This window comes from Methanosarcina thermophila TM-1, assembly GCF_000969885.1.
GTDB lineage: Archaea > Halobacteriota > Methanosarcinia > Methanosarcinales > Methanosarcinaceae > Methanosarcina > Methanosarcina thermophila.
This window is the reverse complement of sequence record NZ_CP009501.1, coordinates 436,864-461,103: the sequence shown is the minus strand read 5'-3', so window position 1 is coordinate 461,103 and position 24,240 is coordinate 436,864. Positions and strand designations below refer to the sequence as shown.

Sequence of the window (24,240 nt, the reverse complement as noted above, 5' to 3'; positions counted from 1 at the left end):
GAATTTATATTTTAGGTATATTAACTTTCTTATTTGTCTTGAGCCAACCAGTTAACCGGGTTTATATTTAAACCTGAACTCCAGACTGACAATTCACTTTGACTGATACGCAGTTTGGCTGGTATATGAGAAAAGTATTGGACAGAACCTTAGCATCATTACTTCTACCTTACCACCAAAGTCTTACCAATTGATTTATAGTTTGAGAACTTAATTCCTAATTTAGGAACCAGTCTCAAACGGGCGACTCAATAAAAATTTAACAGAAAATGGTTATATGGGCATAAGTGAGACAGGATTGGATACAGATATAAGTGAGATGAAACTGGTAGTATGGGAGGAATTAAATAATTCCTGAGGGATAAGGTATTTCTATAAATAACTTGAATAAAAATAGAGCTATAACGTTACAAACTGGAGTTGATGTTAAAATCCTGAATTGTTGCCATACATCTTGGTACCAATTAAGGATAATTAGTACCTTAATACTACCATTTTATAAATGACTCAAACTGTACTCACATATTCTTCTCATAAAGGTTCAGGACTGTTTCGGTTTAAAGGGTCAGGAGTTTTTTTGTATGACTGAACACAATGAATTAAAGGAAAAAATGTATGAATGGACTCAGAAGTATGCGGAGAAAGCAGGTTACAGGCTTAACCCGGATAAAGAAGCTCTTGATTATGTGCTTGACGGGCTTACATTAAAGCTTGAGAAATTCGGAAAGCGCTACTGCCCCTGCAGAATAGTTACGGGAGATGAAAAAGAAGATAGAAAGATCGTATGTCCCTGCATATATCATAAAGAAGAAGTCGAAAGGGATGGAAGCTGCCACTGCGAACTTTTCTTTAAAGCGAATTAAATTGGGTTCACTGGATTCATTTGCCTGTAAAGAGGCTTATCAATTATTTCTGTGACCAGGAAAATTAATTTGAAAAGCCTTTGACCTCAAAGATCCCAGAAATAGAAGCCTGCGTACCTAAGGGCATCAAAATTTGAAGATCTCAATTTATTCGCAGAAGTTTGCCGGATATTCCCTCCTCAAGCTGAAAGTAACACTGAAAATAAAAAAGCGAGAGTTTAAGGAAGAGTACTTACATATATTTAATTAAAGGTTCTTTAACCTGCGTTTTCAGTGGCAAGCTTAATTTTACTTTTTAATCGTAATTTTGTTATTCATTCCCTCTAAGGAGAACTTATATTAAAAATTTACTTCTAAAAACTTGACTCAAGGGTGACCTGGAATGACAAATGCAATGGAACTCTATCAGCTGCTTCCAAAAACCAACTGCAAAAAGTGCGGAAAAACCTCATGTATGGCTTTTGCAGTAGCCCTTATGGCACGCGAGCTCACACCCGAGGACTGCCCGCCCCTTAAAGAAGAACCAAAATACAAAGAAAACTATGAAAAAATACGTGAAATTTTCAAACCATCCGAAGAAGCAACCGAAACCGGGCTCATTGTGCATGAAGATTTGTGCTTCGGTTGTGGAAATTGCGTGGTTGCCTGCCCTCCTAATGTAGCAAATGATCCTTATGGAGTTGGCTCAGGAAACGCCCCCAGGAATGCTAATAAGCTGGTTCTGACCGTAGAAGACGGCATTGTAAGAGCCCAGAACTTAGGGGAATGTCGCCGCTTCGGAAAAAATAAAATTCTCTGTAATGGCTGTATAGTAACCTGCCCTGTAGAAGCAATTGAGTTTGTGTGAGGAATGTGGATATGGAGAAAAACTATTATGTGTGCACAGGCTGTGGACTCCTTTGCGATGATATAGAGGTTGAATCCGAGAAAAACGTAGTAAATAAAGTTTACACAGCCTGCAGAGTAGGTGTAGCCCACATGAAGGAAACCAGGGGCGAAGTAGGTTTCCGTGTTGATAACACACCTGTTGATGAGGCAACTGCAATCAATGAGGCAGTATCAATTCTCAAGAATGCAAAAAATCCCCTGATCTTCGGGCTCGGGAATTCTACAGATGAAACTCAGAAACTGGCAATCGAGCTTGCAAAAAAAATCAACGCAACGCTTGATGATACATCCTCCTTCTGTCTGGGTCCTCTGTCAGAGGCTATCATTCAAAATAAGCTTAAGACCTGCACTCTTGACGACGTGAGGAATAAAGCTGATGTAATTATATACTGGGGAACAGACCCATCGGACTCTCATCCTCGCCTTCTTTCAAAGCATTCCTATTTCCCCAGAGGAAGCGAAAAGCAACGGGGCTGGGAAGAAGAAAGAACAGCAATTGCAATAGATGTTCGGAAGTCTCATACTGCAAAGATCTGCGGGAATTATTTCTTCCAGATTCCTCCAAAAGGAGATGCAGAGTTTATCGATGCCCTGATTGCAGGGCTTTCTGGAAAGATTCCCAAAACCTCTTACAATTTCCCTCCAAAGAGAATCCTTGAGCTTGCAAATATCCTTAAAGGGGCAAAGTTCGGGGTAATTTTCGTAGGACGCGGGCTAATCTACTCGATTGATGACCTTGAGCCGCTTTTCAAGCTTATGAAAGTCCTTAACGAAAAAGCCAACTTCCACCTGATCCCAATGGTAAGTAGCTGTAACATAGTGGGCTTTAACGAGAAGCTCTTTGCAGAAACAGGGTATGTAAATAGCGTGAAGTTTGAGGACGGTACTGTAAAACATGGGCCAGAGTATTCAATTGTTGAATCTCTTAAAGCGAAAACAGTGGATGCAGCCCTTATTATTGGCACTGATCCGTTTTCAATCCTTCCCCACTCCATTGTGAAAAACCTGCTTGAGATTCCTGTTATCTCAATAGACCATTGTGAAACCCTTACTTCAAAGCATGCAAAAGTTTACATCAATACCACAATAAGTGGCGTAGAGTCAGGAGGAAGTGCTACACGCATGGATGGGGTTAAAGTCAGTTTTGAACCTGTAATTAAGACAGATCACCCATCTGAGGAAGTAATCCTAAAGAAAATAATGGAGGCACTGTAATGGATTTCGGATCTTTTCTTTTGGCTCCTGAAATAAAAGTTAAAATCATAACTTATCGGGATATCTTTCAGGATAAGGCTATGCGTGAAAACCGTTTTGGGGAAGAGTACAAAAACCTTTCTGCCGTCATAAAGCTGGATCCTGCAGACTTGAAACAGCTGAACGTAAAAAAAGGCGATACTGTCATCCTAAAAAACGAATTTGGACGGGTTGTTGTCAGAGCTGAGGAATCTGGATATGAAACTCCTCACAGGGGCATTGCATATATGCCTAAAAGCCCCTGGTCAAATATGCTTGTTTCGGATGAAACTGGCGGCACAGGAGTTCCGAAGTTTAAAGAAATATCCGTAACCGTTACCAATGCAAAAGGGGAAAAAATAACTGAGCTCATGGTTTAATTTTTTCTACTGACTTAATTCTTTTTCTTGTTAGAGCTGACTGATTTCCTTAGAAGATCATTGAGCCTTTAAAATTCCCTTAATAATTTCCTTTAAAAATGGTAGAAATCATTTTGTTTCTTTTTTATGGTAACACAACCTGGATGAAAAAATATGGTCAGTAAACTCCTAAGATTTACAAAAGTCTTGAAAAATGGGGCTGTTTTCTACCGTTTTGAAGGTTTTGAAAATGTAGATTCCCGATGGGAACTGCCCTGTGAGTATCTTTCAGGCATTCACTTCGCAGAATGGAACGGAATTCTTCTTTATTCGGATGGAAAAACTCTCTTTTCACTCGCTCAGGGAAACGAACTCTCAGAATGTGCCTATTCCGAACTCATGTCCATTATTGATGCAGGAAAAAAAAGGCTCAGAGAAATTCGGAATCGTAATTCTTTTTAAACCTTTAGCCCACAGAGCTTAAAAAGACTTCTTTAAAGAGGCTTTCTGGCTGAAAGTACTGCAAACCATCCCCTTCCATGCCCTTTTTCCGGAGTCTCAATTTCTTTAATTTGTTCAGGCTGTTTAAAGATTGTCTGGCAGGTTTCAAGACTTTCAAACCCGAGTGCTGTAAGATATTCCGAGATCTCTTCTGCCGAAAAGAAGTGTGCCTCAGAAAAAAACCTGCCTTTTTTGCTCTTTGATTCGATATAGCACCCCTGTGGGCTGTCTCTGTCAAGAATTCCGGCTATAATTTGTCCACCTGGCTTCAAAATTCTCAGGATCTCTCTGAACGCTTGATCAGGATTCTCGAAAAAAGCAAGTGAGGTAATAATCAAAACCAGATCAAATTTTTCTTTTTTAAAGGGCAGGAACTCTGCAACTCCAAGCACGACCTCCAAGCTTCGCTGCTTTGCAAGTCTTGCCATAGCCCTTGATGGTTCAAGCCCGAGTCCGACCCCCAGAACTGAAGAGAACCTGCCTGTACCGGCTCCGATTTCAAGTGCTTTCAATTTCTTCAGATTTTCTGGGAGGAAAGTTCTCAGGGCAAGCAGTTCCGACCTGTATTCGAATTCATTACTCTCATACCAGGCGTCATATTCCTCTGCATACCTGTCAAAAATCTTCCATGACCCCATTGAACCCCCACTCCCGTACTTATCTTCTGGTTTTTCCTGATTGATTTAATTTTTCCTCTTCCTGCCGGCGTATGCAATAAAAAGACAGATTATAGCATATAGTGTTTTGAATTCCGGCATGCTTGTCAGGTTCCCCTCTTTAGATTCGTGTGAGCCTGTTAGATTCCCCTGTTCAGGTTTCTGGCTCTGCTCAATTTCTGATGTCGTTATATTCTGATCAAGCTCCGCAGTGCTGGTTTCAGGTTTCATTTCAATTCCGGCTTCATTTTCAACTGGTTTCCCTGTTATTGCAAAGTAAGTGAATCCTGGGGTATCAGCCGTAAAATACAGATATTTGCTATCTTCTCTCAACAGCTTTATGGGCAGTTCAGACCATTTTTTATCGCTGTACCTGTTAAGCGTGATTGAATTCTGGTCTATGTTCTTATCCTCAAGCCAGGATTTTTCGACCTTGAAGCACACTACAGGGTTCTCAATGTTCTTTTCTGTTGCGAAACCTGCATTTCCAACCCAGAGGTTGAAGTATTTATAAACCTCACCTGAGGACAGATTTGAAGTCAGGGTTGATTTTGCTTTGAGCTGCTCGGCAATGGTTGTGGTCTTGCCTGCGGTCTTCTTTGCATCAAAACTCACATAAACAACACAGGTGGCATTCTTCGGGAAATCAAATTTAACTGGATTTCCGCTTACAACGCGTACTTGTGAAAGTTCCTTTACATCCACATTTCTTGCAGGTTCAGTAGAACCGCCACCACTGCCACCACCACCGCGTCCACCACTACTTCCACCGTCGCCTATCTTAAGGTAAACAGTATAAGTTTCTGCTACATTTCTCGTTAAAGGTTGTATGTAAGTTCCTTTAATCTGCTTGTTGCCTTCCGAATTAGCTTTTATTTTCCATATATGATCCACTCCCATAACGCCTCCGGGAACTTCAAAATATGCCGGAGGATTTATAAGTACTGATTTTTCACTTAGAATGGTGAGACCATTGCTCAGTTTGAGTTGCAAAGCATAGGATGTACCCGGTTTCTCCCGAAGAATCAGGTAAAAAATCTCTCCATATTTGAAATTTACTCTTCTCCCATTGTCAGCTTCAGTCAGTTCTGGTACTACCTGCATAATATTGCCGCTGAAGTTTGAAACCGGAGCTACTGATTTTTCTCCTATAAATTGCCCAAAAGCTACAGGACTGTTTCCTACATTCACTGTATCTATAACATTGTTTGTAGCAGTATCAATTACAGAGACATTGTTGCTGCCCTGATTAGTTACATATACCTTTGATCCATCAGGACTTACTGCAACTCCGTAAGGGCGAATTCCTAAATTAACAGAAGCTGTAACATTGTTTGTTGCTGTGTTAATTACACTGATGTTATTGCTAACATAGTTCGCCACGTATACTTTTGTTCCTGTCGGGTTGACCGCAATGCCTGAAGGAGAGGCTCCAACCTCCACTACCGCTGTAACATTGTTTGTAGTTGTATCAATTACAGAAACGGTGCCTGTAAATCTTCCACCTCCCTCGAGTGGATAATTTGTATTTGCCACGTATACATTTTTCCCATCAGGATTCACCGCAACTGCAACAGGAAAGTCTCCTATATTTACCGTACCTATAACATTATTTGTTGCAGTGTCAATTATAGAAATATTGTCGCTGAAATAGTTTGTCACATATACCTTTGTTCCATTAGGGGTCACTGCAACTCCTAAATGAGTATCTCCTACAGGCACAGCGGCTGTAACCGTATTGGTTGAGGTGTCAATTACATAGATATATCCGTTATTGCTTCCTTCGTCACACGCCACATATACCTTTTTCCCATCCGGACTTATTGCAATTCCATAAGGATAACCTCCTACTTCCACCGTCCCTATAACATTGTTTATGGATGTATCAATTATAGAGACGGTTCCCTCCGCGTTAGCCACATATGCCTTTGTTCCATCAGGGGCAATTACAACTCCCAATGGATAATGTCCTGCATTTATAGTAGCGGTAACAGTGTTTGTAGATGTGTCAATTACAGAGACACTGTTGCTGCCCATGTTAGTAATATAAGCATAAACAGAAGGTTGTAGAACATTTATTGTGCTCAGTTTTGATGTGGAGTCATTTGCATTGCTGACGGTCAGGTTAACGGTATAGGTTCCTGGTGCAGAATAAGTATGCATCGGGTTTTGCTCTGTTGAATTTGTTCCGTCTCCAAAGTCCCAGTTCCTTGAGGTTGCATTCTTTGAGAGATCAGTGAACTGGACAGAAAGAGGAGCATAACCACTCATGGGATTGGCACTGAAGTCTACAAAGGGAAGGATTTTTTCTTCGTTCTGTGCTTCCTGAACGATAATCTCCTGAGTTTTTGAGTCTGTGACATTCTCATTGCCTGCGATTAGGTTAACGGTATGGTTTCCCTGGATCGTATATGTGTGAACCGGATTTTGGTCAGTTGAATCTATGTTTCCGTCACTCTCAAAATCCCATCTCCAGGAAATTGCATTTTGCGACAGATCAGTGAACTGGACAGAAAGAGGAGCATAGCCACCTGTCACATTGGTACTGAAGTTTGCAACAGGTAGAATTGGGATTGGCTTTTCAGGGTTGGAAACTGATACAAGAGGCAGATAATCTGTAACGTTCTGTAAGTCGCCAGTATACGCAGAATCAGCAATCCCGTCTTTGTCTCTGTCAGTTGCAGTCTGTGAAAATCCATTGCCTCTAGGTTTTGCCCAGAAATTGCCTCCTAAAAAAGGTCCGCCGACGATATTGGTGCCTGGAGTTTTTTCTATATTCCAGGTGGTGTCCACAGTGTTGATATCTGCATTAAGGCTATTATTGGCGTAATTATTGAAAATGAGATTTCTGCGGCAGGCACGACATTCATAAAAGCCTGATACGCTATTAAAAGCAACAATATTTCCAGAAAAATTGTTATCAGCAGAGGAATCCAGAGAGATACCCCTGCTGGTTTCGTTAGCTATGTTTCCGGAGATTGTATTAAAGTTAGAGTGAGAAATCCACATTCCTTAGTTCATGTTATTAGAGACATTATTGCCTGAGATCACGCTTTTGTTTGAGTATAAATGATTAATTCCTCTATCATTCCAATTTACACTGTTATTTAAGAGTTTGTTTCCTTCAGAGTATAAGATTTGAATCCCATGCTGTCTGTTTGAGTTTACTCTATTTTCCGAAATTTCATTATAATTCGAACCAAATAGAGTTATTCCCACCTTATTTTCCGAAAGATAGTTATTTGTAACCGTGCAGTTAATGCAGTTAGCCATATAAATTCCGGTCTCAGCGGATTCTATTTTAAACCCGCTAATCGTCGTGTTAACTGCTGACATGCTGAAAACACTTGTGTTTGAGTTAGCTTTGACTATAGTGTCTTCAGGGTTCCCTGACTCAGACCTTATTACGAGATCTGGTTTAGTGATTCTAATATTCTCGGTATATATCCCGGGTTTGACAATTATTACATCGCCTGAGGCTGCGTTATTTATAGCAGCCTGTATAGAATTCGTCGCATTAACAGGAATCTCCTTAGCCGCCCCGATTCCAGAGACTAATGCAAAAATAAGCATGGTTGTTAGAAGGACAATTAATTTCTTCATTTTGATTCCCCAATATAAAAGTAAAATTCTATTAAAACTTCTTTTAATAAATTAGGGAATCAGTTCGAACAATATAAATATATTGATTCATTTTGCATTGCTTCAATTATTATTGATTTAGTTTACTATTGCCTCAGTTTACTATTGCCTCAGTTTACTATTGCTTCAGTTTATTATTGCTTTATTTTATTATTGATTCTGTTTATCTTATTTAAACTAAGATCTGAGTAGCATAAATACAGCCCCAATTACTACCTGTCTCCGTAATATAATTTTGAAAAAGAATGGTGACTCTAAAAACACCTGTATGCCTGATAAAGCAAAAATAGGAAAAATGGGTTAAAGGATAAACCTTTATCCCTGAGTTTTGGACTGTTGCTTAATCCTCTGGGCTGCTCAGGCTGTTTCAATCAAGTTTCATATCGTCTTCCATCTCATCGATGTCCATTTCTACCTTGCTGTCATCATCCGTTTTTGTTTTATTGGTTTGCGTTTCATTTCCGTTGACAGGTACTTTGGTTTTGTTTGTATCTGTTGTATTTGCTATCGTTTTATTACCTGTATTATTTAATTCATTTTCACTTTCCATCTTATTTGTTTCCGTTCTGTTGACAGCAGTTTCATTTGTCGTTATTTCCGTTTCATCGATGCCTGCTCCGGAGGCGGGAATCGTAACATCTACAGGAGGCGATACAGATAGCTCAGGCTCAGAGCCCCCTACCAGAGGCAGGAAGTCCGAATAATTGTTGCCCGGAAGTTTATATGCTGTATCAGCAATCCCGTCTCCATCCCCATCGGTTGCGGTCTGGGAAAATCCGGTACCATCAGGTTTTGCCCAGAAGTTACCTGCTATGAATGGTCCGCCAACAATATTGGTTCCAGCAGTTTTTGTGACATTCCAGACATTTCCTGCGCTTCCGTCCTTAACGTCTGAGTTAAAGACATTGTTCAGATAATTATCAAAGAAGATATTATCATTGCTTGTAGAGCTCATGAAAATGCCTGAGATACTGTTCCTAGCGATAATATTTCTTGAAATGGTATTGCTCTGGGAGGTGCTCAGGTGGATTCCACGTCCGCCGTTAGAAACTTCATTTCCTGAGATGTTATTGTCTATGGAGTACGATAGCAGGATTCCGAATTCCCTGTTACCCAGCACCGCATTGTTTATGATATTGTTCCCGCTGGAAGATATCAGGTAAATGCCTCTACTGTTATCAGAAGCCGTATTACTATCCAGGGTATTGGTGCTCGAATTTGTCAGATAAACACCATGCCCTCCATTTGAATTCAGAGTATTGCCTGTAAAGTTATTATTGGTGGAATTTAACAGCACAATTCCGTGGTTAACGCTCGTACTTGCCGTGTTGTTAATTAGTGTAGTCCAGTGAGAGCGAGATATATAAAATCCGTATCTGTTGTTTAAAGCCATGTTATTTGACACCAGGTTATAACTCGAATCCCGCAGGCTAATTCCCCTTCCGCCTTTCTGGATGGTATTGTTAAGAATTACAGTATTATTGGATAATTCCAGGTCTATTCCGAGACTGTTATTTGACAGTGAATTCTCACTGATGGAACAGTCAGCAGAGCTCAGTAAAGAAATCCCTGAAGCATTACAGTTCGAGACTTCGTTTCCTGAGATACTGCAGTTCATCCCTGAGAAAAGACGGATACCGTAATTGTTGTTCAAAGCCAGATTGTCAAGGATCTCGCTCTCACTGGATCTTTGCAGGAAAATACCTCTGGCATTATTGACCGCGGTGTTGTTTACAATCCTGTTGTTAAGGGAATCGACAAAAGATATGCCATAATTCGTGTTTGAGTCCGCAATGTTTCCGAACAGGTCATTACCGGTTGAAAACACTATATGGATACCATATCCGCCGTTTGCATTCGCGGTGTTGTTTTCGAGACTGTTATTTATACAATTTTCCAGGACAATACCATGGTTGGAGTTCATATTTGCTTCGTTTTCTGAGAGTTTATTTCCTTCGGAAGCACTGAGATAAATTCCAAACCGCTGACCTGAAACCTTGTTGTTCATTATTGTGTTATAATTTGACCTCTCAATGTTAACTGCTCTCTTGCCCTGTTCCACTGTATTGTTAATGATACTGTTGTTCATTGAATACTGTAAGTATATTCCGAGAGCATTGTTAACGAGCTTGTTATTTTCTATAATACAATAATTGGATGAGGAGAGTTGGATTCCCGACCTGTCAAGTCCAGCTCCTGTAATGGTTAGTCCCATAATAGTTACATTATCCGCGTCTATAGACAATACATTTGAAGCATTATTATTTGCTGTAATTATGGTGTCTTCGGGATTTCCAGAGCTGGATCTTAATACAATATTGTCCTTTGTTATAATGATATTCTCACTATAGTTTCCGGGACTTATGACTATTTCATCTCCGGAACTTGCATTATCAACTGCAGACTGAATTGACTCCCCTGGCTGGACCGTTAGTTCAACCGCTGTACCTATACTCGAACAAAACATAAAAGTGAATATAGCTATCGCTAGAGTAACAAACCTGTTTATTAAAATCCCCCACGCTTTATTTAAATTATTATTTAATTTTCTATTGATAAATCAGATTTTAAACATTAAATAATATAAATTTATTGAATCAGAATAATATCAAAATAAAGAGATAAAAATCCAGATAAGAAGCAACCAATTGCAAACTCAGCAAAATAACCAGATAGTCTTCTTTTCTTATGTCCCGAATCAACTTTCATTATAACATGACAGGCTGCCTGCGTCCTAATAAAACTTAACCCTCAAACGTAAAAAAGACTGTTCTGGCTCAATAAAACCCTCAAGCGTGAAAAAGAGGATTCTGGCTAAATAAACCAGAACTGACTGCATAAAAATCGGCTGCACATTAAAAAGTTCATCCCAATATCGTTCCTATAAAATATTCTGGGAAGGATAACATACTGGAAAGCGTGAGAGCAGTTCATAAAAACGGAAAATCCAGGAAAAAACTGGTGAAACAATTAAAGGTTATTATAAAGAGGGAGAATCATAAAAAGTCACAAAAATAAGAAAAATCAAAAAGAAAAAGAAGGCAAGATAAAGAAAAGATTTGATATCTTTATCCTGCCCTTTTTATTGAATTTCTATCTTTTATTTTATTTTCTGTTTATCGAATTCTTATCTTTTATTTTATTTTCTTTTCTGCTTATCGAATTCTTGTCTTCTATTTTCTTTTTTAATCATTTTTTCCTTATTTTCGCTTTCTCTTTCTGATTTTACTCCCATCTTTGTTTCTATTTTTTCTTTTTGGCTGTTATTTTTTCTTATGCAGGAATAATGTAATAAGGCAGGCTACAACACAAAGTCCTTCAAATCCGGGTATGCTTGTAACTTTATCCTTCCCGGTTCCCTGCTGAGAATTCTGTTCCTTTTTGGTTTCATTTACTGTTGTGTTTTTCTCCTCAGGCTCTGAAGTTTCAGCCGCAGGCTTTGTATCAGCCGTGGGTTTCTCTATGGTATTCCCTGTTATTGCAAAGTGGGTGAAGCCTGGGGTGTCTGCCTTGAAGTACAGATATTTGCTATCTTCTCTCAACAGCTTTACGGGCAGTTCAGACCATTTTTTATCGCTGTACCTGTTAAGCGTGATTGAATTCTGGTCTATGTTCTTATCCTCAAGCCAGGATTTTTCAACCTTGAAGCACACTACAGGGTTTTCAATATTCTTTTCCGTTGCAAACCCTGCATTTCCGACCCAGAGGTTGAAGTATTTATAAACCTCACCTGAGGACAGATTTGAAGTCAGGGTTGATTTTGCTTTGAGCTGCTCGGCAATGGTTGTGGTCTTGCCTGCGGTCTTCTTTGCATCAAAACTCACATAAACAACACAGGTGGCATTCTTCGGGAAATCAAATTTCACAGAATTTCCGCTTACAACGCGTACCTGTGAAAGTTCCTTTACATCCACATTTCTTGCAGGCTCTGGGGAACCACCCCCACCGCCACCGCCGCCACGGCTGCCACCACCACCTGAATTCTTCTTTGTCGCAGTTATTGTCAAATCCTTTGAGGAAGTGCCGTTCTCATTAATGGCGGTTAATCTGACAGGATAACTTCCAGGCACTGAGAACACATAGGTAAAGCTGGCATTTGTAGACTCAATAGTTCCATCAATGCCAATATCCCAGTTCCTTGAGATTGCATTCTGTGAGAGGTCAGTGAACTGGACTGAAAGAGGAGTATAACCGCTCATGGGATTGGCACTGAAGTCGGCGACAGGATAAACTATAAACTCCTCTGCATTTATTGTTATAGATTTTGTACTCGTGCCGTTTTCATTTGTCGCTGTCAGAGTGGCAGAATAGTCCCCTGGGGTATCGTACACATAAACAAGAGTACTATTATTACCGTCTGATTTTCCGTCACCATTAACGTCCCAGCTTATCGAGGTTGCATATTTTGAGAGATCCTTAAACTCAACCGTGAGCGGGACAATTCCCTTAGTTGGATTGGCACTGAAATCTGCAATCGGAGCAATCGGGTCAGGAACATCTATAAGGGGTAAGTTGTCTGTAACGTTGCTCGTAATAAATGGCTCATCTGCAAATCCGTCATTGTTTTCATCAGGTGTGATCTGTGAATGGCCTGTACCATCAGGTTTTGCCCAGTAGTTGCCGCCAAGGTATGGACCACCCATAATGTTTCTACCACTGGTATTTGCTACATTCCAGGTGCACTTATCATTTCTAACGTTGGTGTTTACGGCGTTGTTAAAATTATTGTTATAGATAAGGTTATTGAGGCTTCTGGCACACAGGAAAATACCATGATTGCTATTCCAACTGATAGTATTACCTGAAACATTGTTATCTACTGACGAGCTCAGGGAAATGCCTACAGTGCTGTTAAAAGCCGTATTTCCGGAAAGTTCATTATTGCTGGAATTATCCAGAAGAATTCCATAATTGCGGTTATTTGAGAGAATATTGTTAATAAGCTTGTCATTACTTGAGCTCCACAGTTGGATAGCTCTCTCACTGTCAGGCACGGTATTATTAATAAGGTAACTGTTATTAGAATTCACCAGGTAAATTCCGTTCTTATTTGACTGGACAATGTTGCTGGTAATATTATTGTAGTCAGAGTTATCCAGACGAATACCATAACCTCTATTTGAGTTCACAATATTGCCTGAGAGTGTATTTTTTACGGATGAATCATCGAGGGAAATTCCCCTGTCATTTTGCGATATTTTGTTATTTAACACTTTATTTTCGAATACATTCCCTAGTACGATGCCGTAATTGTTATTTGAATTTACTTCATTGTTTTCGATAATATTATTATTGGCACTGTATACAAGAACAATACCGTTATTATTTGAATATGCCTTATTGCCTGAAAGCATGTTGTTGTTTGACCACAGGGTAATATAAATGCCTCTGGTATTGTTGTAAGCATAATTGTTAACTACGTTACTATTGTTAGAATATCTCAGAGCTATTCCGTAGGGACTGCTTGAAACACTATTGTTTTCCACGTTAGTATTACTGGAGTTATCCAGAAAGATAGCATGGTCACGGGCAAATGATACGTCATTGCCTGAGATTGTGCTTCCAGGGGAAAATACAAGATTAATCCCATTGGTACCATTGGACACCATATTGCTAATCAGTTTATTATCGACTGAATTTGCACAATAGATTCCATATCTTCCGCTGGTACTTACGAGATTGTTTTCAAGAATATTATTTTTTGAATTTGCTTGCAAAAGTATACCGTCTTCAATACTCTGGCTTACAATATTACTTGAGAGCTTGTTCCCATCAGATCCACCAATAAGAATTCCAGAACTGTGGTTTGAGATTGTATTCCCCGAGATTTCGTTAGATCCAGATCTCGCAATATTAATTGCTGTGCCAGCAGCAGTTTCTTTAGAAAATATGTTGTTGCGAATTGTGTTGTAAGTGGAGCTTGAAGTCAGCTGTACTCCAAGGGCATTATTCGAAAATATATTATTTTCAATTGTACAATGGTGACTTCCAACCATGTTGATGCCTGCATTTCCGGTTCCAGCTCCACTGATCGTAAATCCTTTAATTGTTAAATTATCTCCATAACTCATAGAGATTACATGACTGCCTGTAGAGTTGGCTATTATTGTATTCGCAGGATCACCGGATGCAGACCTCAGCTCCAGATCCTTTAGTCCGATTTTATTTATAATGATGTTCTCATAATAGGTTCCCGGGGATACGATAATTGTATCACCAGAATTCGCATTATCCACTGCAGCCTGTATTGTCGCATAGTTTCCCGTACCGTCAGCGGCCACAGTATATGTCGCAGCTGCTCCGATAAAGGAACTTAGTGTGAAAATAAAAGATGCTAGTAGTAAAAACTTTAATCTATTTATGCTAATTCCTCCATACAGATAAAAGTAATTATAAATATCACTCCCTTAAATTAATTAGAAAATAATCGTGACTAGAATATAAACATAACGGTTTCTATCAATATACTTCTGGTACTATTAAAAAACACAAAATCGTAAAATAACGTCTCAGCTTGCTGGAATTCTCTTACTACTTCTTTCTCGTTTAGTCTCCACCATCTTTTTCGATTATAACAAACTGAAAATAAGTTAACGCTGACAACATCTTAACTTTTTTTTATCTTTACCTGCCTGTTGATAGCGTTTATCAGAATATTTCAACTTCCCCGCAGTCATCCAATCCCGGTTTTAATTTATCTACAAACCTGCGAACAGCATGATTATTTGATTTTGAAGGATAAAATTAATATATTTAGTAAGTTTCCCTATAAAATGATGCTTTTTTCACAAATTATTTCTTAAAGAAGATGCACAGCTTTTCATATACTTCTTAAAAAGGATACTGATAAAAATGAATCAAAAATTTGAATATAAAAAAATTTGAACATAAAAAAGTTTGAACATAAAAATCTGAAAATAGTTCACTCAACGTCCCACAATCTTTTAAAATAGCAGGAAACTGGAAAAACTTGCTTCAGGTCGATAATATGCTGGATGAAAAACAAAAAAGATTTCGGAGATTACAGAAAAATAGAGATTACAGAAAAATAGAGATTACAGAAAAATAGAGATTACAGAAAAATAGAGATTACAGAAAAATAGAGATTACAGAAAAATAGAGATTACAGAAAAATAAGAGATTACAAAATTAAAGGGCTAGAAAAAACAAAGGGAAATAAGCAGGATGAAAAGAAAAAACCTTATAACATTTAATAAATTTATTCCTGCTTAACAAATTCTTTCCCCATCTCAATAAACCGTTTCTTGCTTTGTTCTCGTATTATATGCCCTGTATTCATCCCCTTTTTTATCCTGCAGGTAGATCTGGTCATATTTCATATCATCAAGCCTTTTTCTGTACTCTTCCCTGGCTTCAGCCTGGCAGTTCTCACAGGCATAAATCGGAACCGAGACCCCAAAAATCCTGGTATCGTATACGCTCCTGTGAGCGTGGGAATCTATGGTCTTGTAGCCCTGGCAGTCAGGGCACATCCGGATTCTTTCTTCCTGGAACTCCTGAATCATATCTGTGTCGTAAAAGATCTGCTTTCTCCGGCTGTAGAATTCTCCGTATTTTGCTACTTCGGCTTCTACAAGCCTGTCCCGGTTTTTCCAGTTTTCGAGCTGGGCTGCAACGGTCTCTTCCAGTATCTTTCTATCCCTTGAGGCCTGGACAAACATCCCTGGCTTGAAGTCAGGTTCCCTTACGCAGGAATAATCAAGCCCTGCCATTGCAAGGATTATGCCTGTGTTTACATAAGGCAGTGCCGTCTGGATTGCGTAGCCGCCCTCAAGCACAGCCATATCAGGGGCAAGTTTCTCATTCAATTTTGCATATCCCTGTGCGGAAAAGCGCATATTCGCAAGTGGATCGGTATAATGGTTATCCTGTCCAGCAGAGTTCAGAACCAGTTCAGGCTTGAAATCTTTTATAATGGGAAGTACGAGAGAATCGAGCACATAAAGTATGCCCTCATCAGGGGTTCCAGGCGGCAGGGGAATATTAATTGTCATGCCACGCGCTTTTGGACCCCCAAGCTCGCTTATGAAGCCCGATCCGGGGTAAAGAGTCCTTCCGTCCTGGTGGAAAGAAATAAAAAGCACATCCGGATCATTATAGAAGATTTCCTGAGTTCCATCCCCGTGATGCACATCAGTATCCACGATTGCAATCTTGCGGATTCCATATTTTTTTCTCAGGTATTCTACAAGAATAGCTTCGTTATTTATATTGCAGAACCCTCTGTTTCCGTGTGCTACTGTCATTGCATGGTGACCGGGTGGGCGGACAAGCGCAAAAGCATTCTTAACTTCCCCTCTCATCAAGGCATCCCCGAGCACAAGGCAGCTCCCTGCTGCGATAAGATGGGGAACTGTAGCCTGGGTTTTTATGTCAGGCACACAGAAGTGGACTCTGGCTATATCCCTGTACTCAGCAAGACGGGGTTTATATTCGGCTATTTCCGGCAGATCCATCAGGCCTTCTTCAAAGATCTGGTCCCTGGTATAGAGGAGGCGTTCTTCTCTTTCCGGATGGGTCGGCGAAATAGCCCAGTCAAAAGCCGGGAAGAAAACCAGACCTGTCTTTTTGGCTCTGGAACGGTCTGCCGGGGATAGAGATTCTTGTTTTGTCTCCTGTCCTGTCTTTTTGGATTCCATTAAATTTCCCTCATTTGTCTCAGGCTTATTTTCTTCACTCTCTATTATCCGGGTTTCTTCTTTCTCTGCCTTGCTTCTTCCTTCTGCATGCTCTTTTTTCTCTTGCTGCATACCTGCGCCAGAGCCAGTTTTCAGTACATCCCTGATTTTTCCAAGCCCCAGTTTCATGCTTTTTCCCTCCTTTTCCATCCCGGGATTAAGCCCGCAGGAATCTGCATACTCACGTCAAAAAGCCGCCCTGTGGTATACCAGCCCTTGACGACATTGAAAACTTCACTATTAACAATCTCGGCTTCATCCGCATACTCGGAAATTCCAAATTCTTCTGCACGTTTCCTAAGGAGCTGTGCAGCAAAGGCTTCAGCTTCTTCGAGGTGTATTTTATTGAAATTCCCAAGGTTTGCTGCACTCAGACTGACTATCTCCCCTTCCTCAGCTACTGAATATATCTGCTGCTCAGTATCAATGTGCAGGTTTATGGTAAGCGTGGGCCTTGCAATAGCTGCCCCTATCGCATTTCCTACTTCAGCATACTCTGGGGTGACAGGTTTGGCAGAGAGTTTTTTCGCAATCCCGGCAATGAGACCTTTTGCTCCTCCTCCTATTCCAACCACGTTCTCAGGTCTCGCCTTTTTCTCCTGCAGGACTTCCCATACCCTGTAGGCAGGCTCCTGTTCCCACTCAAGAAACATCTCATTGACTGCATCAGCAATCATCTGTGCAGCTTTATCCACTATCAGAGCTGCAGTTTCAGCTTCGGATTTTCCCAGTTCAGAAGCTGTGGCTTTAATAGCTTTGCTTGAAAGTTCGGGGTTTCCTACATTGATAAGCCCAAGTACGTTCAGAGCATCAGTCGGGGTGGTCTCTTCTCCTCCCATGCAGCAAGCAGGACCTGCCCTGTCAGGACCAATCGTTAATATTTTTTCACCTGTATCCGACTCCCTTACCCTTACGACGCTGTCTCCTCCTACAGCTATTGAACGGACAGCAAAAGCCCGAACGTGTGTGAGGAAACCTCCGAGTTTTGCGCCTTTAGAAGCCAGAAGCGGCTTGCCTGAAAGAATTAGTGCAAGATCTGTCGTAGTCCCTCCTATGTCCACTACAACTGAAGTCTGATCCTGCGGGGTAAGGGCAAGAGCTCCAATCGTACTCGCTGCAGGACCCGAAAATATAGTTTCTACAGGGAATTCTATTGATTTTTCAACCGGGAGAGTCCCTCCATCAGCTTTCAGGATAAATACGGGAGCCCGAATTCTTCTCTCCTCAAGAGCTTTCATGATCTTCTCGACAAACTCCTGATAGTACTCCCTGGTGGCAGAAGTGAGCATGGTAGTAGCTACCCTTCTCGGGAAATTCAGTTTTCCTGAAACCTTATGCCCGAGTTCCAGTTTGCAGCCGGGATAGATTTCCCTGAAGATTTTTTCTATCATCAGTTCATGGGAAGGGTTTCTTTGCCCAAATTTGCTTATAATGGCTGCTCTTGTAAATCCTGATTCCCGGATCAATTCCACGGTTTTCCTGATTTCAGCCTCATCGAGAGGCTGGATTTCCCTTCCCCTGTAATCCATAGCTCCTTTAAGATAAAAGCTGTCAGGGAAGCTGTAACTTTTCGGATTAACACCCGGTCCCGGAATCAGCACCAGGGCTACACGATCAGTTTTGCCTTCAGCAATTAGATTTGTTATCACCGTCGTACTAAATACAACCCTTTCCAGCTGCTCAGGAGGAACACCTCTGCTGACCGCATCAAAGGCTTCAAGCAGAGAATTCAGAAGTCTCCCTGGTTCAGTGGGAACCTTGGCAGTACTGCATACTTCTCCATTCCGGATAAGCACTGCATCCGTAGTAGTGCCTCCGACATCAATTCCTATTAGCATTCACAATTCGCCTATCCTCGCTCTATGTATCAATTCTTTTATTTTTTCTTATTGTCATAAATATTGGTCATATGCTGCTCGTATACCAGTCATATGCCAGTCATATACCATTGATATACCAATCGTATATACCATTTATATCAAATTTAAAATGTCAAGTTTCAGATGAGTTCTTAATAGAAGCCTGTGTGATTTGCTTCTACTGTACCTTTGGGGTACAAGGACAGTATTTTTAAGCTTATATGACAAAAAGATTCTGAATTAAAAAGACCCATTCATGCAAAAAATTTGCTCTCAGGATTAAGTGGAAAGACAGTCTGGTTAAGAAAACTGTCTATATTTCATGTTTTGAAAGTGGGGCTAACCGGGTGGGAAGATACAGCTCCTTTTACATTTATACAGCCGTTTTTACATTTTTGAAGCTGATCCCCGATCTTCAAACCTGATCGTGAATTTTGTCTCGTTTCCTCTTTCGAGCTCTATTGTTCCGTTAATCTGATCAACCAGGGCGTTTACAAGCTGCAAGCCCAAAGTCTTGGGCTTCTTGAAATCGATATATTCCGGAAAACGAGCTCCATTGTCAGAATAGGTGAGGGTAAACCTTGAAGGCTCCTCTGGAGGTTTCTTTCCCTCAGCGTCTCCTGTCTTTCCCCTTTCAGGTTCATCTCGGGAAAGGGAAATCCTGATCTTTCCTTCTGTACCTTTAGGAAATGCATATTTAAGAGAGTTTGAGAAAAGTTCATTAATCACAATTCCCAGGGGAATTGCTGTATCGATTCCAAGAGGTGTATTCTCAACCTCGAGAATAAGCCTTATTTTTTCATTTCCTATCCTGTAAGAGTGAAGGATGTCCGAAGTCAATTTTCTGAGGTATGCTGCAAAATCAACGCTTGCCGCGTCCTCTGATTTGTAGAGCTCTTCATGGATTATGGACATAGAAACTACACGGTTCTCACTTTCCCTGAAGGCTTCAATAACCTTTTTGTCCTCGAACTTTTCAGCCTGAAGACTGAGAAGGGATGAAACTATCTGAAGGTTATTCTTGATCCGGTGATGAATTTCTCTCATACCTATTTTTTCTGCCTTTTCAAGGGTTTCCTCGGCTTTTTTTCTCTGAGTAATGTCATAGGCATACCCCTGGATAAAGATGGTCTCTCCAGAGGCGTCGCAGACATTGTGAATTAGCTCATGAACCCATCTTACGTTTCCATCTTTCCGCCTGATCCTGTACTCGTACTCCATAATGGAGTTCGGGGAAGAAATCATTTTTTCCCGACTCCGTTTGAGAAACGGCACGTCTTCCTGGACAACAAGGTCAAAGAATCCTATTTTGCCTGAAAAAAGATCTTTCTCCGTATACCCGGTTATTTCTTCAACAGCTCCCTCAAGAAAAAGAGGATTGAAGTTCCTGTCAAGCTTAAAAGAGATTCCTTTGAAATTTTGCAGGAACGACCTGTAAAGTTCTTCGCTTTCCTTCAATTTCTCTGAAGACTTCTTAATCTCGGTAACGTCTTCCATTACCCCAAGAACCCGGCATATACAGCCATCTTCATCTCTCAAATACACCCCTTTATTTCTCACATAAAAATAGCTTCCATCCTTCCGCTTGAACCTGAATTCTTCATTAATTTTTCCGCCTGTATTCCAGCAGTTCTTCAATGATTGCTGAACTCTTCTGTAATCTTCAGGGTGAATGTGATCAAGCCAGCCGTAAAAATCCAGGTTCTGAATTTCTTTATTACTGTAGCCTGTAAGTTCAGTTATTGCCCCTGCCCATTCAACATGACCGTTTCTCAGGTCAATATCATATATCAGCTGCCCTGTTTGTTCTGCAATAATGCGGTATCGCTCTTCACTTTTTCGCAGCCTCTCTTCCATTTTCTTTCGCCCTGTGATATCAAGCATAACTCCTATAATCCCTTCTATATTCCCGCAGGAGCTTTTGTACACGGCTTTATTGAAAATAAAGTCCCTTTTGAGCCCATCAGAGCACATTACTTTAGACTCGTAAACCTGGCTTCCTCCTTTCTGGAACAGCTGTCTGTCCATTTGCTTATAAACCTCTCCGAATTCTGGAGGAATTGAATCAAAAAGCTCATCTATGGTGTGCCCGATCACTTTTTCTTTTGAACTCCCGAGTATTATATTTGCAAAGAGCTCATTGCAGCCCTCATAAACACCCTCACGGTTCTTGTAAAATACAGGAGCCGGAATAGTATCCAGCAATGTTTCCAGGAAATATACCTTGTCTCTGAGTGCGATTTCCGTCTCTCTCTGTTGAATTGTAAAAGAGAGGATTACTACAACCGCTTTTATGAAACGAGCATCTTCTTCAGTAAATTTCTCTTTCCTCATGCTGTGTGCTGTCAACACCCCATAGGGTTTTTCAATGCTTCCTATGAGCACACTTATCCCGCTAATTATGCCCTGGTTTTCTTCAAGGCCCATTGTCCTGATGGAATTTTTTCTATCCAGTTCTTCTAGCAGGATAGGCTGGCTCGAGAGTACGGTATAGCCTGCGCGTGAGGCTGAGTCTCTTTTAATTATCTTGCCTATATTTTTCGAGTTCCAGCCAACTCCTGCCTCAAACAAAAAATTCCCATCAGGCAGGAGTTTCAGGACGCCGCAGTATTCTACGCCAAGTGCATCTGAAACTAGAGGCAGAACCTGATTGAGCAGAGCTTGAAAATCGGGGATTGAGAGAGAAAGCTCGTAAATTCTGGAAAGCACTGCATGTTCTCTTTTTCTTAAAAGTGCTCCCTCTTCAGCTTTTTTAAGGGAAGTAATCTCAGTTGCTGAGATAATCGTGCCTTCGCAGGGAAATATGGGAGTAAGGGTAATTGAATAAGTTCTTTCGCCTGCTTTTAATTCAGTTTGTGCAGGTGTCTGTCGAAGTGCTACCTGGCGGGCAGCCTTCAAAATTTCAGCAGGAGCTATTTCTCCAACCTGGCTTTTAAGAGTTTCAAGTAAAATTTTTCCTGCCTTATTTGAATAAAGAATTCTTCCGTCTTTTCCTACTCTCAGAATAGGATCAGGGCTATTTATAAAAAAATATTTCATCCAGTTTTCTTCAGTTTCCGCACCCATACTATCTTTCCGATTTATTCCAGAGCCCCCATCCTATCCTTACCTCTTCGTTTTTAGTAGGCTGCTTTTCAAGCTTACAGATTATTTATGCTCGAGTTCTGAACTCAGGTCAATTTTTTAAGCATTAGTTAGCTGTTATCATTAAATTCTTTTAACATATTAACATTCTGTTAATTTATCCGAAATAAATTATATAAGTTTTTCAGTGTATTTCTGTCTTTCTGAATAATTAGCCGCATATATTAATAAAAACCCTGAAATTGAGGAATTTGCCAACTCCGGCGAATTCTAAGATTGCTTCTTAAGGATTTTCGACTTTTGGGTATACAAATAAAACGTTCAATATAAACAATTGAATAAAAATGTTCAAATTAAAATATTGGCATACGTGTATCCAAATATTATAAAAACTAGTATTGAGATCAGGATTAAAACCTGAAATGCAAGGAAGGTGTTTTTTGTGAAGGATCTTAATCTACTCAAGAGAAAACTTGATGAGATGAGCGTAAATGAGCTTTATGAGTACGTAAAGGAGAATTACCCTGAAAATGAAGATATCGGGATCGGATCTAAAAAATTAATCATCAGAAGAATCCTGAACCTTGAAAGAAACAGGATAAACGCAGAAGAAGCTTGAAAAAATCTAGCCTATAAACTTCTTAGGATAAAGTTTGGATCACAAGCCTTTTGAAGAAAGTTTACGCTCAAGCACAACTGTTGCGCCGCTTAACTACGCCGACCACGCTGTTTTGGTTAAAGCATTGTTTTCGCTCAAGCCTTTTTTAAAAAGGCTTGTGATCAAACTTTTTTCTAAAAAGTTTGCGGTCAAGACTTTTCGTAAAAGGGTGCAGCGCAATGATTTTATCTAACAGATCGTGTCAGGTTTCCTTTGTCAGACTTCTTTAAATTTTTCTTTGGGAGCTCCACATCTGGGGCATTTCCATGATTTTGGGAGGTTTTGAAAAGGTGTATTGGGAGGGATAGATTGTGAGGAATCCCCGCGATTGGGATTGTAGAGATATCCGCAGGTGCTGCATCTGTACATTCGAACCACCCTTTTTGATAAATCACTGATAGGCTTCAGTTAGCTTCAAAATTTTTATGTTTCTGCCATTCATGTTAAATCCACTTAATTTAGGACCTTCTTTGTTAATATTTTCAGTTTTCATATCCAGCCCCTGAGCTGCATTGCTTCAACCACCCTACCGACAGCAAGGGTATATGCAGCCTGCCGCATCGTGACATTGTTTTTTGATGCAAAGTTGTACACAGAATGATACGCTTCTTTCATCTTTCTCTCAAGACGGCTCCTGATCTCTTCTTCTCCCCATTGCATGCCTGAATAGTTCTGCACCATCTCAAAATATGAAACAATGACTCCACCTCCGTTACAGAGGATATCTGGGATGATGTGAACCCCTTTAGAATTGAGGATCGCTTCTCCTTCTATAGTGGTTGGGCCGTTAGCCATCTCGGCAAGAATCCTGGCTTTGACCTTTCCTGCATTCTCTTTGGTTATAACATTCTCAAGCGAAGCTGGAATCAAGATCTCGACATCCAGCTCAAGCAATTCCTCATTGGTAAGGGTTTTTGCTCCCGGGTAGTTCAGTACCGAACCAGTTGAATGCTTATGCCCTGAAACATCCTCAGGGTCAAGCCCGTCAGCTGAGAAGATCGCACCTTTGCTGTCGCTTACAGCCACGACTTTACAGCCGAACATCTTCTTTGCCAGGTAAGCAGCATGATACCCCACATTTCCGAACCCATGGACTGCAACCCTTGCGGTTTTCAGGTTTATTCCAAGTTTTTTTGCGGCTTCCCGGACTGTATATAAGCCGCCTCGTGCTGTGGCATCGTACCTGCCTGCCGAACCTCCCAGGATTGTCGGCTTGCCTGTAATGGCACCAAATACGTTCTTACCTGCCAGTTTTGAGTACTCATCCATCATCCAGGCCATGACTTGTGGATTTGTATAAACATCAGGGGCAGGAATATCCCTGTCAGGACCTATTATCTGGTAAATTCCGCGGATATATGCCCTGCTCAGACGCTCGATTTCCCTATGTGAGAGTTCTTTTGGGTTGCAAATAACCCCACCTTTTGCCCCTCCCAGAGGCAGCTTATGAAGGGCACATTTCCATGTCATAAGGGCTGCAAGGGCTCTCGTTGTCTCTATGGTATCCTCTGGATGAAAACGTACGCCTCCTTTCGTGGGACCCAGAGCCTCATTGTACTGCACCCGAAAGCCTCTAAAGACCTTTATAGAACCGTCATCCATGTGGACTGGCAGGGAAACATAGAGTTCTCTCATAGGCATTTCCAGGAATGCTTCCATCTCAGGCGTGAGCTTAAGACCCTCTGCACATGTGCACAGATGCTGCTTAACATCTTCAAGAAGCTTGGAACGACGAGAACCCATAGTTCTTCCCCCTTTAAATAATGGGTTTCCAGAGCTTAAATATCTGCTGGAAGCC

15 protein-coding genes and 1 pseudogene are annotated in these 24,240 nt (G+C 40.7%); 6 read left to right on the top strand and 10 right to left on the bottom strand.

Features of this window, described 5'->3' with window-relative positions:
* Positions 1–581: 581 nt before the first annotated feature.
* The 5 genes from MSTHT_RS02025 to MSTHT_RS02005 all read left to right on the top strand — a co-directional run bounded on the left by MSTHT_RS02025 (position 582) and on the right by MSTHT_RS02005 (position 3,805).
* Entirely contained in the window at positions 582–863 is a 282-nt protein-coding gene (locus MSTHT_RS02025) for a ferredoxin-thioredoxin reductase catalytic domain-containing protein (RefSeq protein WP_048166351.1), read from the top strand.
* 382 nt (positions 864–1,245) lie between these two features.
* Positions 1,246–1,710 carry a (Fe-S)-binding protein gene (locus MSTHT_RS02020; protein ID WP_048166350.1) on the top strand — a complete coding sequence of 155 codons (465 nt, stop codon included), beginning with the start codon at positions 1,246–1,248 and terminating at the stop codon, positions 1,708–1,710.
* A gap of 11 nt (positions 1,711–1,721) precedes the next feature.
* Positions 1,722–2,966, top strand: a complete 1,245-nt coding sequence (locus MSTHT_RS02015; protein ID WP_048166349.1) for a formylmethanofuran dehydrogenase subunit B — start codon at positions 1,722–1,724, stop codon at positions 2,964–2,966.
* On the top strand, positions 2,966–3,364 hold the full coding sequence (locus MSTHT_RS02010; RefSeq protein WP_048166348.1) for a molybdopterin dinucleotide binding domain-containing protein: 399 nt from the start codon (positions 2,966–2,968) through the stop codon (positions 3,362–3,364). Before MSTHT_RS02015 ends, MSTHT_RS02010 begins: the two co-directional genes overlap by 1 nt.
* Before the next feature lie 153 nt (positions 3,365–3,517).
* On the top strand, positions 3,518–3,805 hold the full coding sequence (locus tag MSTHT_RS02005) for a hypothetical protein (RefSeq protein ID WP_048166347.1): 288 nt from the start codon (positions 3,518–3,520) through the stop codon (positions 3,803–3,805).
* Between the two features lie 32 nt (positions 3,806–3,837).
* On the opposite strand, the gene MSTHT_RS02000 is transcribed toward MSTHT_RS02005, so the two are convergent.
* From MSTHT_RS02000 to MSTHT_RS01965, 8 genes and pseudogenes are all read right to left on the bottom strand, one after another.
* Complete coding sequence (locus tag MSTHT_RS02000; RefSeq protein WP_048166346.1) at positions 3,838–4,482, bottom strand: class I SAM-dependent methyltransferase; 645 nt, start codon at positions 4,480–4,482, stop codon at positions 3,838–3,840.
* Between the two features lie 45 nt (positions 4,483–4,527).
* A complete protein-coding gene (locus MSTHT_RS15455) occupies positions 4,528–6,537 on the bottom strand; it encodes a PGF-pre-PGF domain-containing protein (RefSeq protein ID WP_231588233.1) in 2,010 nt (669 codons plus the stop codon).
* Positions 6,538–6,633: 96 nt separating this feature from the next.
* Positions 6,634–8,073, bottom strand: a pseudogene (locus MSTHT_RS15450) (NosD domain-containing protein); the annotation flags it as partial.
* 436 nt (positions 8,074–8,509) lie between these two features.
* Positions 8,510–10,609 (bottom strand): NosD domain-containing protein, encoded by a 2,100-nt coding sequence (locus MSTHT_RS01985; RefSeq protein WP_082086724.1) that lies wholly within the window; start codon positions 10,607–10,609, stop codon positions 8,510–8,512.
* A 796-nt stretch (positions 10,610–11,405) separates the two neighbouring features.
* A complete protein-coding gene (locus MSTHT_RS01980; RefSeq protein ID WP_052721798.1) occupies positions 11,406–14,423 on the bottom strand; it encodes a NosD domain-containing protein in 3,018 nt (1,005 codons plus the stop codon).
* 969 nt (positions 14,424–15,392) lie between these two features.
* A complete protein-coding gene (locus tag MSTHT_RS01975; RefSeq protein ID WP_048166344.1) occupies positions 15,393–16,970 on the bottom strand; it encodes a histone deacetylase family protein in 1,578 nt (525 codons plus the stop codon).
* Positions 16,967–18,679 carry a hydantoinase/oxoprolinase family protein gene (locus MSTHT_RS01970; protein WP_048166343.1) on the bottom strand — a complete coding sequence of 571 codons (1,713 nt, stop codon included), beginning with the start codon at positions 18,677–18,679 and terminating at the stop codon, positions 16,967–16,969. Before MSTHT_RS01970 ends, MSTHT_RS01975 begins: the two co-directional genes overlap by 4 nt.
* A 408-nt stretch (positions 18,680–19,087) precedes the next feature.
* Positions 19,088–21,739 (bottom strand): PAS domain S-box protein, encoded by a 2,652-nt coding sequence (locus MSTHT_RS01965; RefSeq protein ID WP_231588150.1) that lies wholly within the window; start codon positions 21,737–21,739, stop codon positions 19,088–19,090.
* A 487-nt stretch (positions 21,740–22,226) separates the two neighbouring features.
* Here MSTHT_RS01965 and MSTHT_RS14730 point away from each other — a divergent pair, with 487 nt between their 5' ends.
* Positions 22,227–22,403 carry a hypothetical protein gene (locus MSTHT_RS14730; RefSeq protein ID WP_181952206.1) on the top strand — a complete coding sequence of 59 codons (177 nt, stop codon included), beginning with the start codon at positions 22,227–22,229 and terminating at the stop codon, positions 22,401–22,403.
* 255 nt (positions 22,404–22,658) lie between these two features.
* Here MSTHT_RS14730 and MSTHT_RS01955 read toward each other — a convergent pair whose 3' ends face one another.
* Complete coding sequence (locus MSTHT_RS01955; protein ID WP_231588149.1) at positions 22,659–22,811, bottom strand: rubredoxin; 153 nt, start codon at positions 22,809–22,811, stop codon at positions 22,659–22,661.
* Positions 22,812–22,931: 120 nt separating this feature from the next.
* A complete protein-coding gene (locus MSTHT_RS01950; protein WP_048166339.1) occupies positions 22,932–24,185 on the bottom strand; it encodes a Glu/Leu/Phe/Val family dehydrogenase in 1,254 nt (417 codons plus the stop codon).
* Between the last annotated feature and the right edge of the window lie 55 nt (positions 24,186–24,240).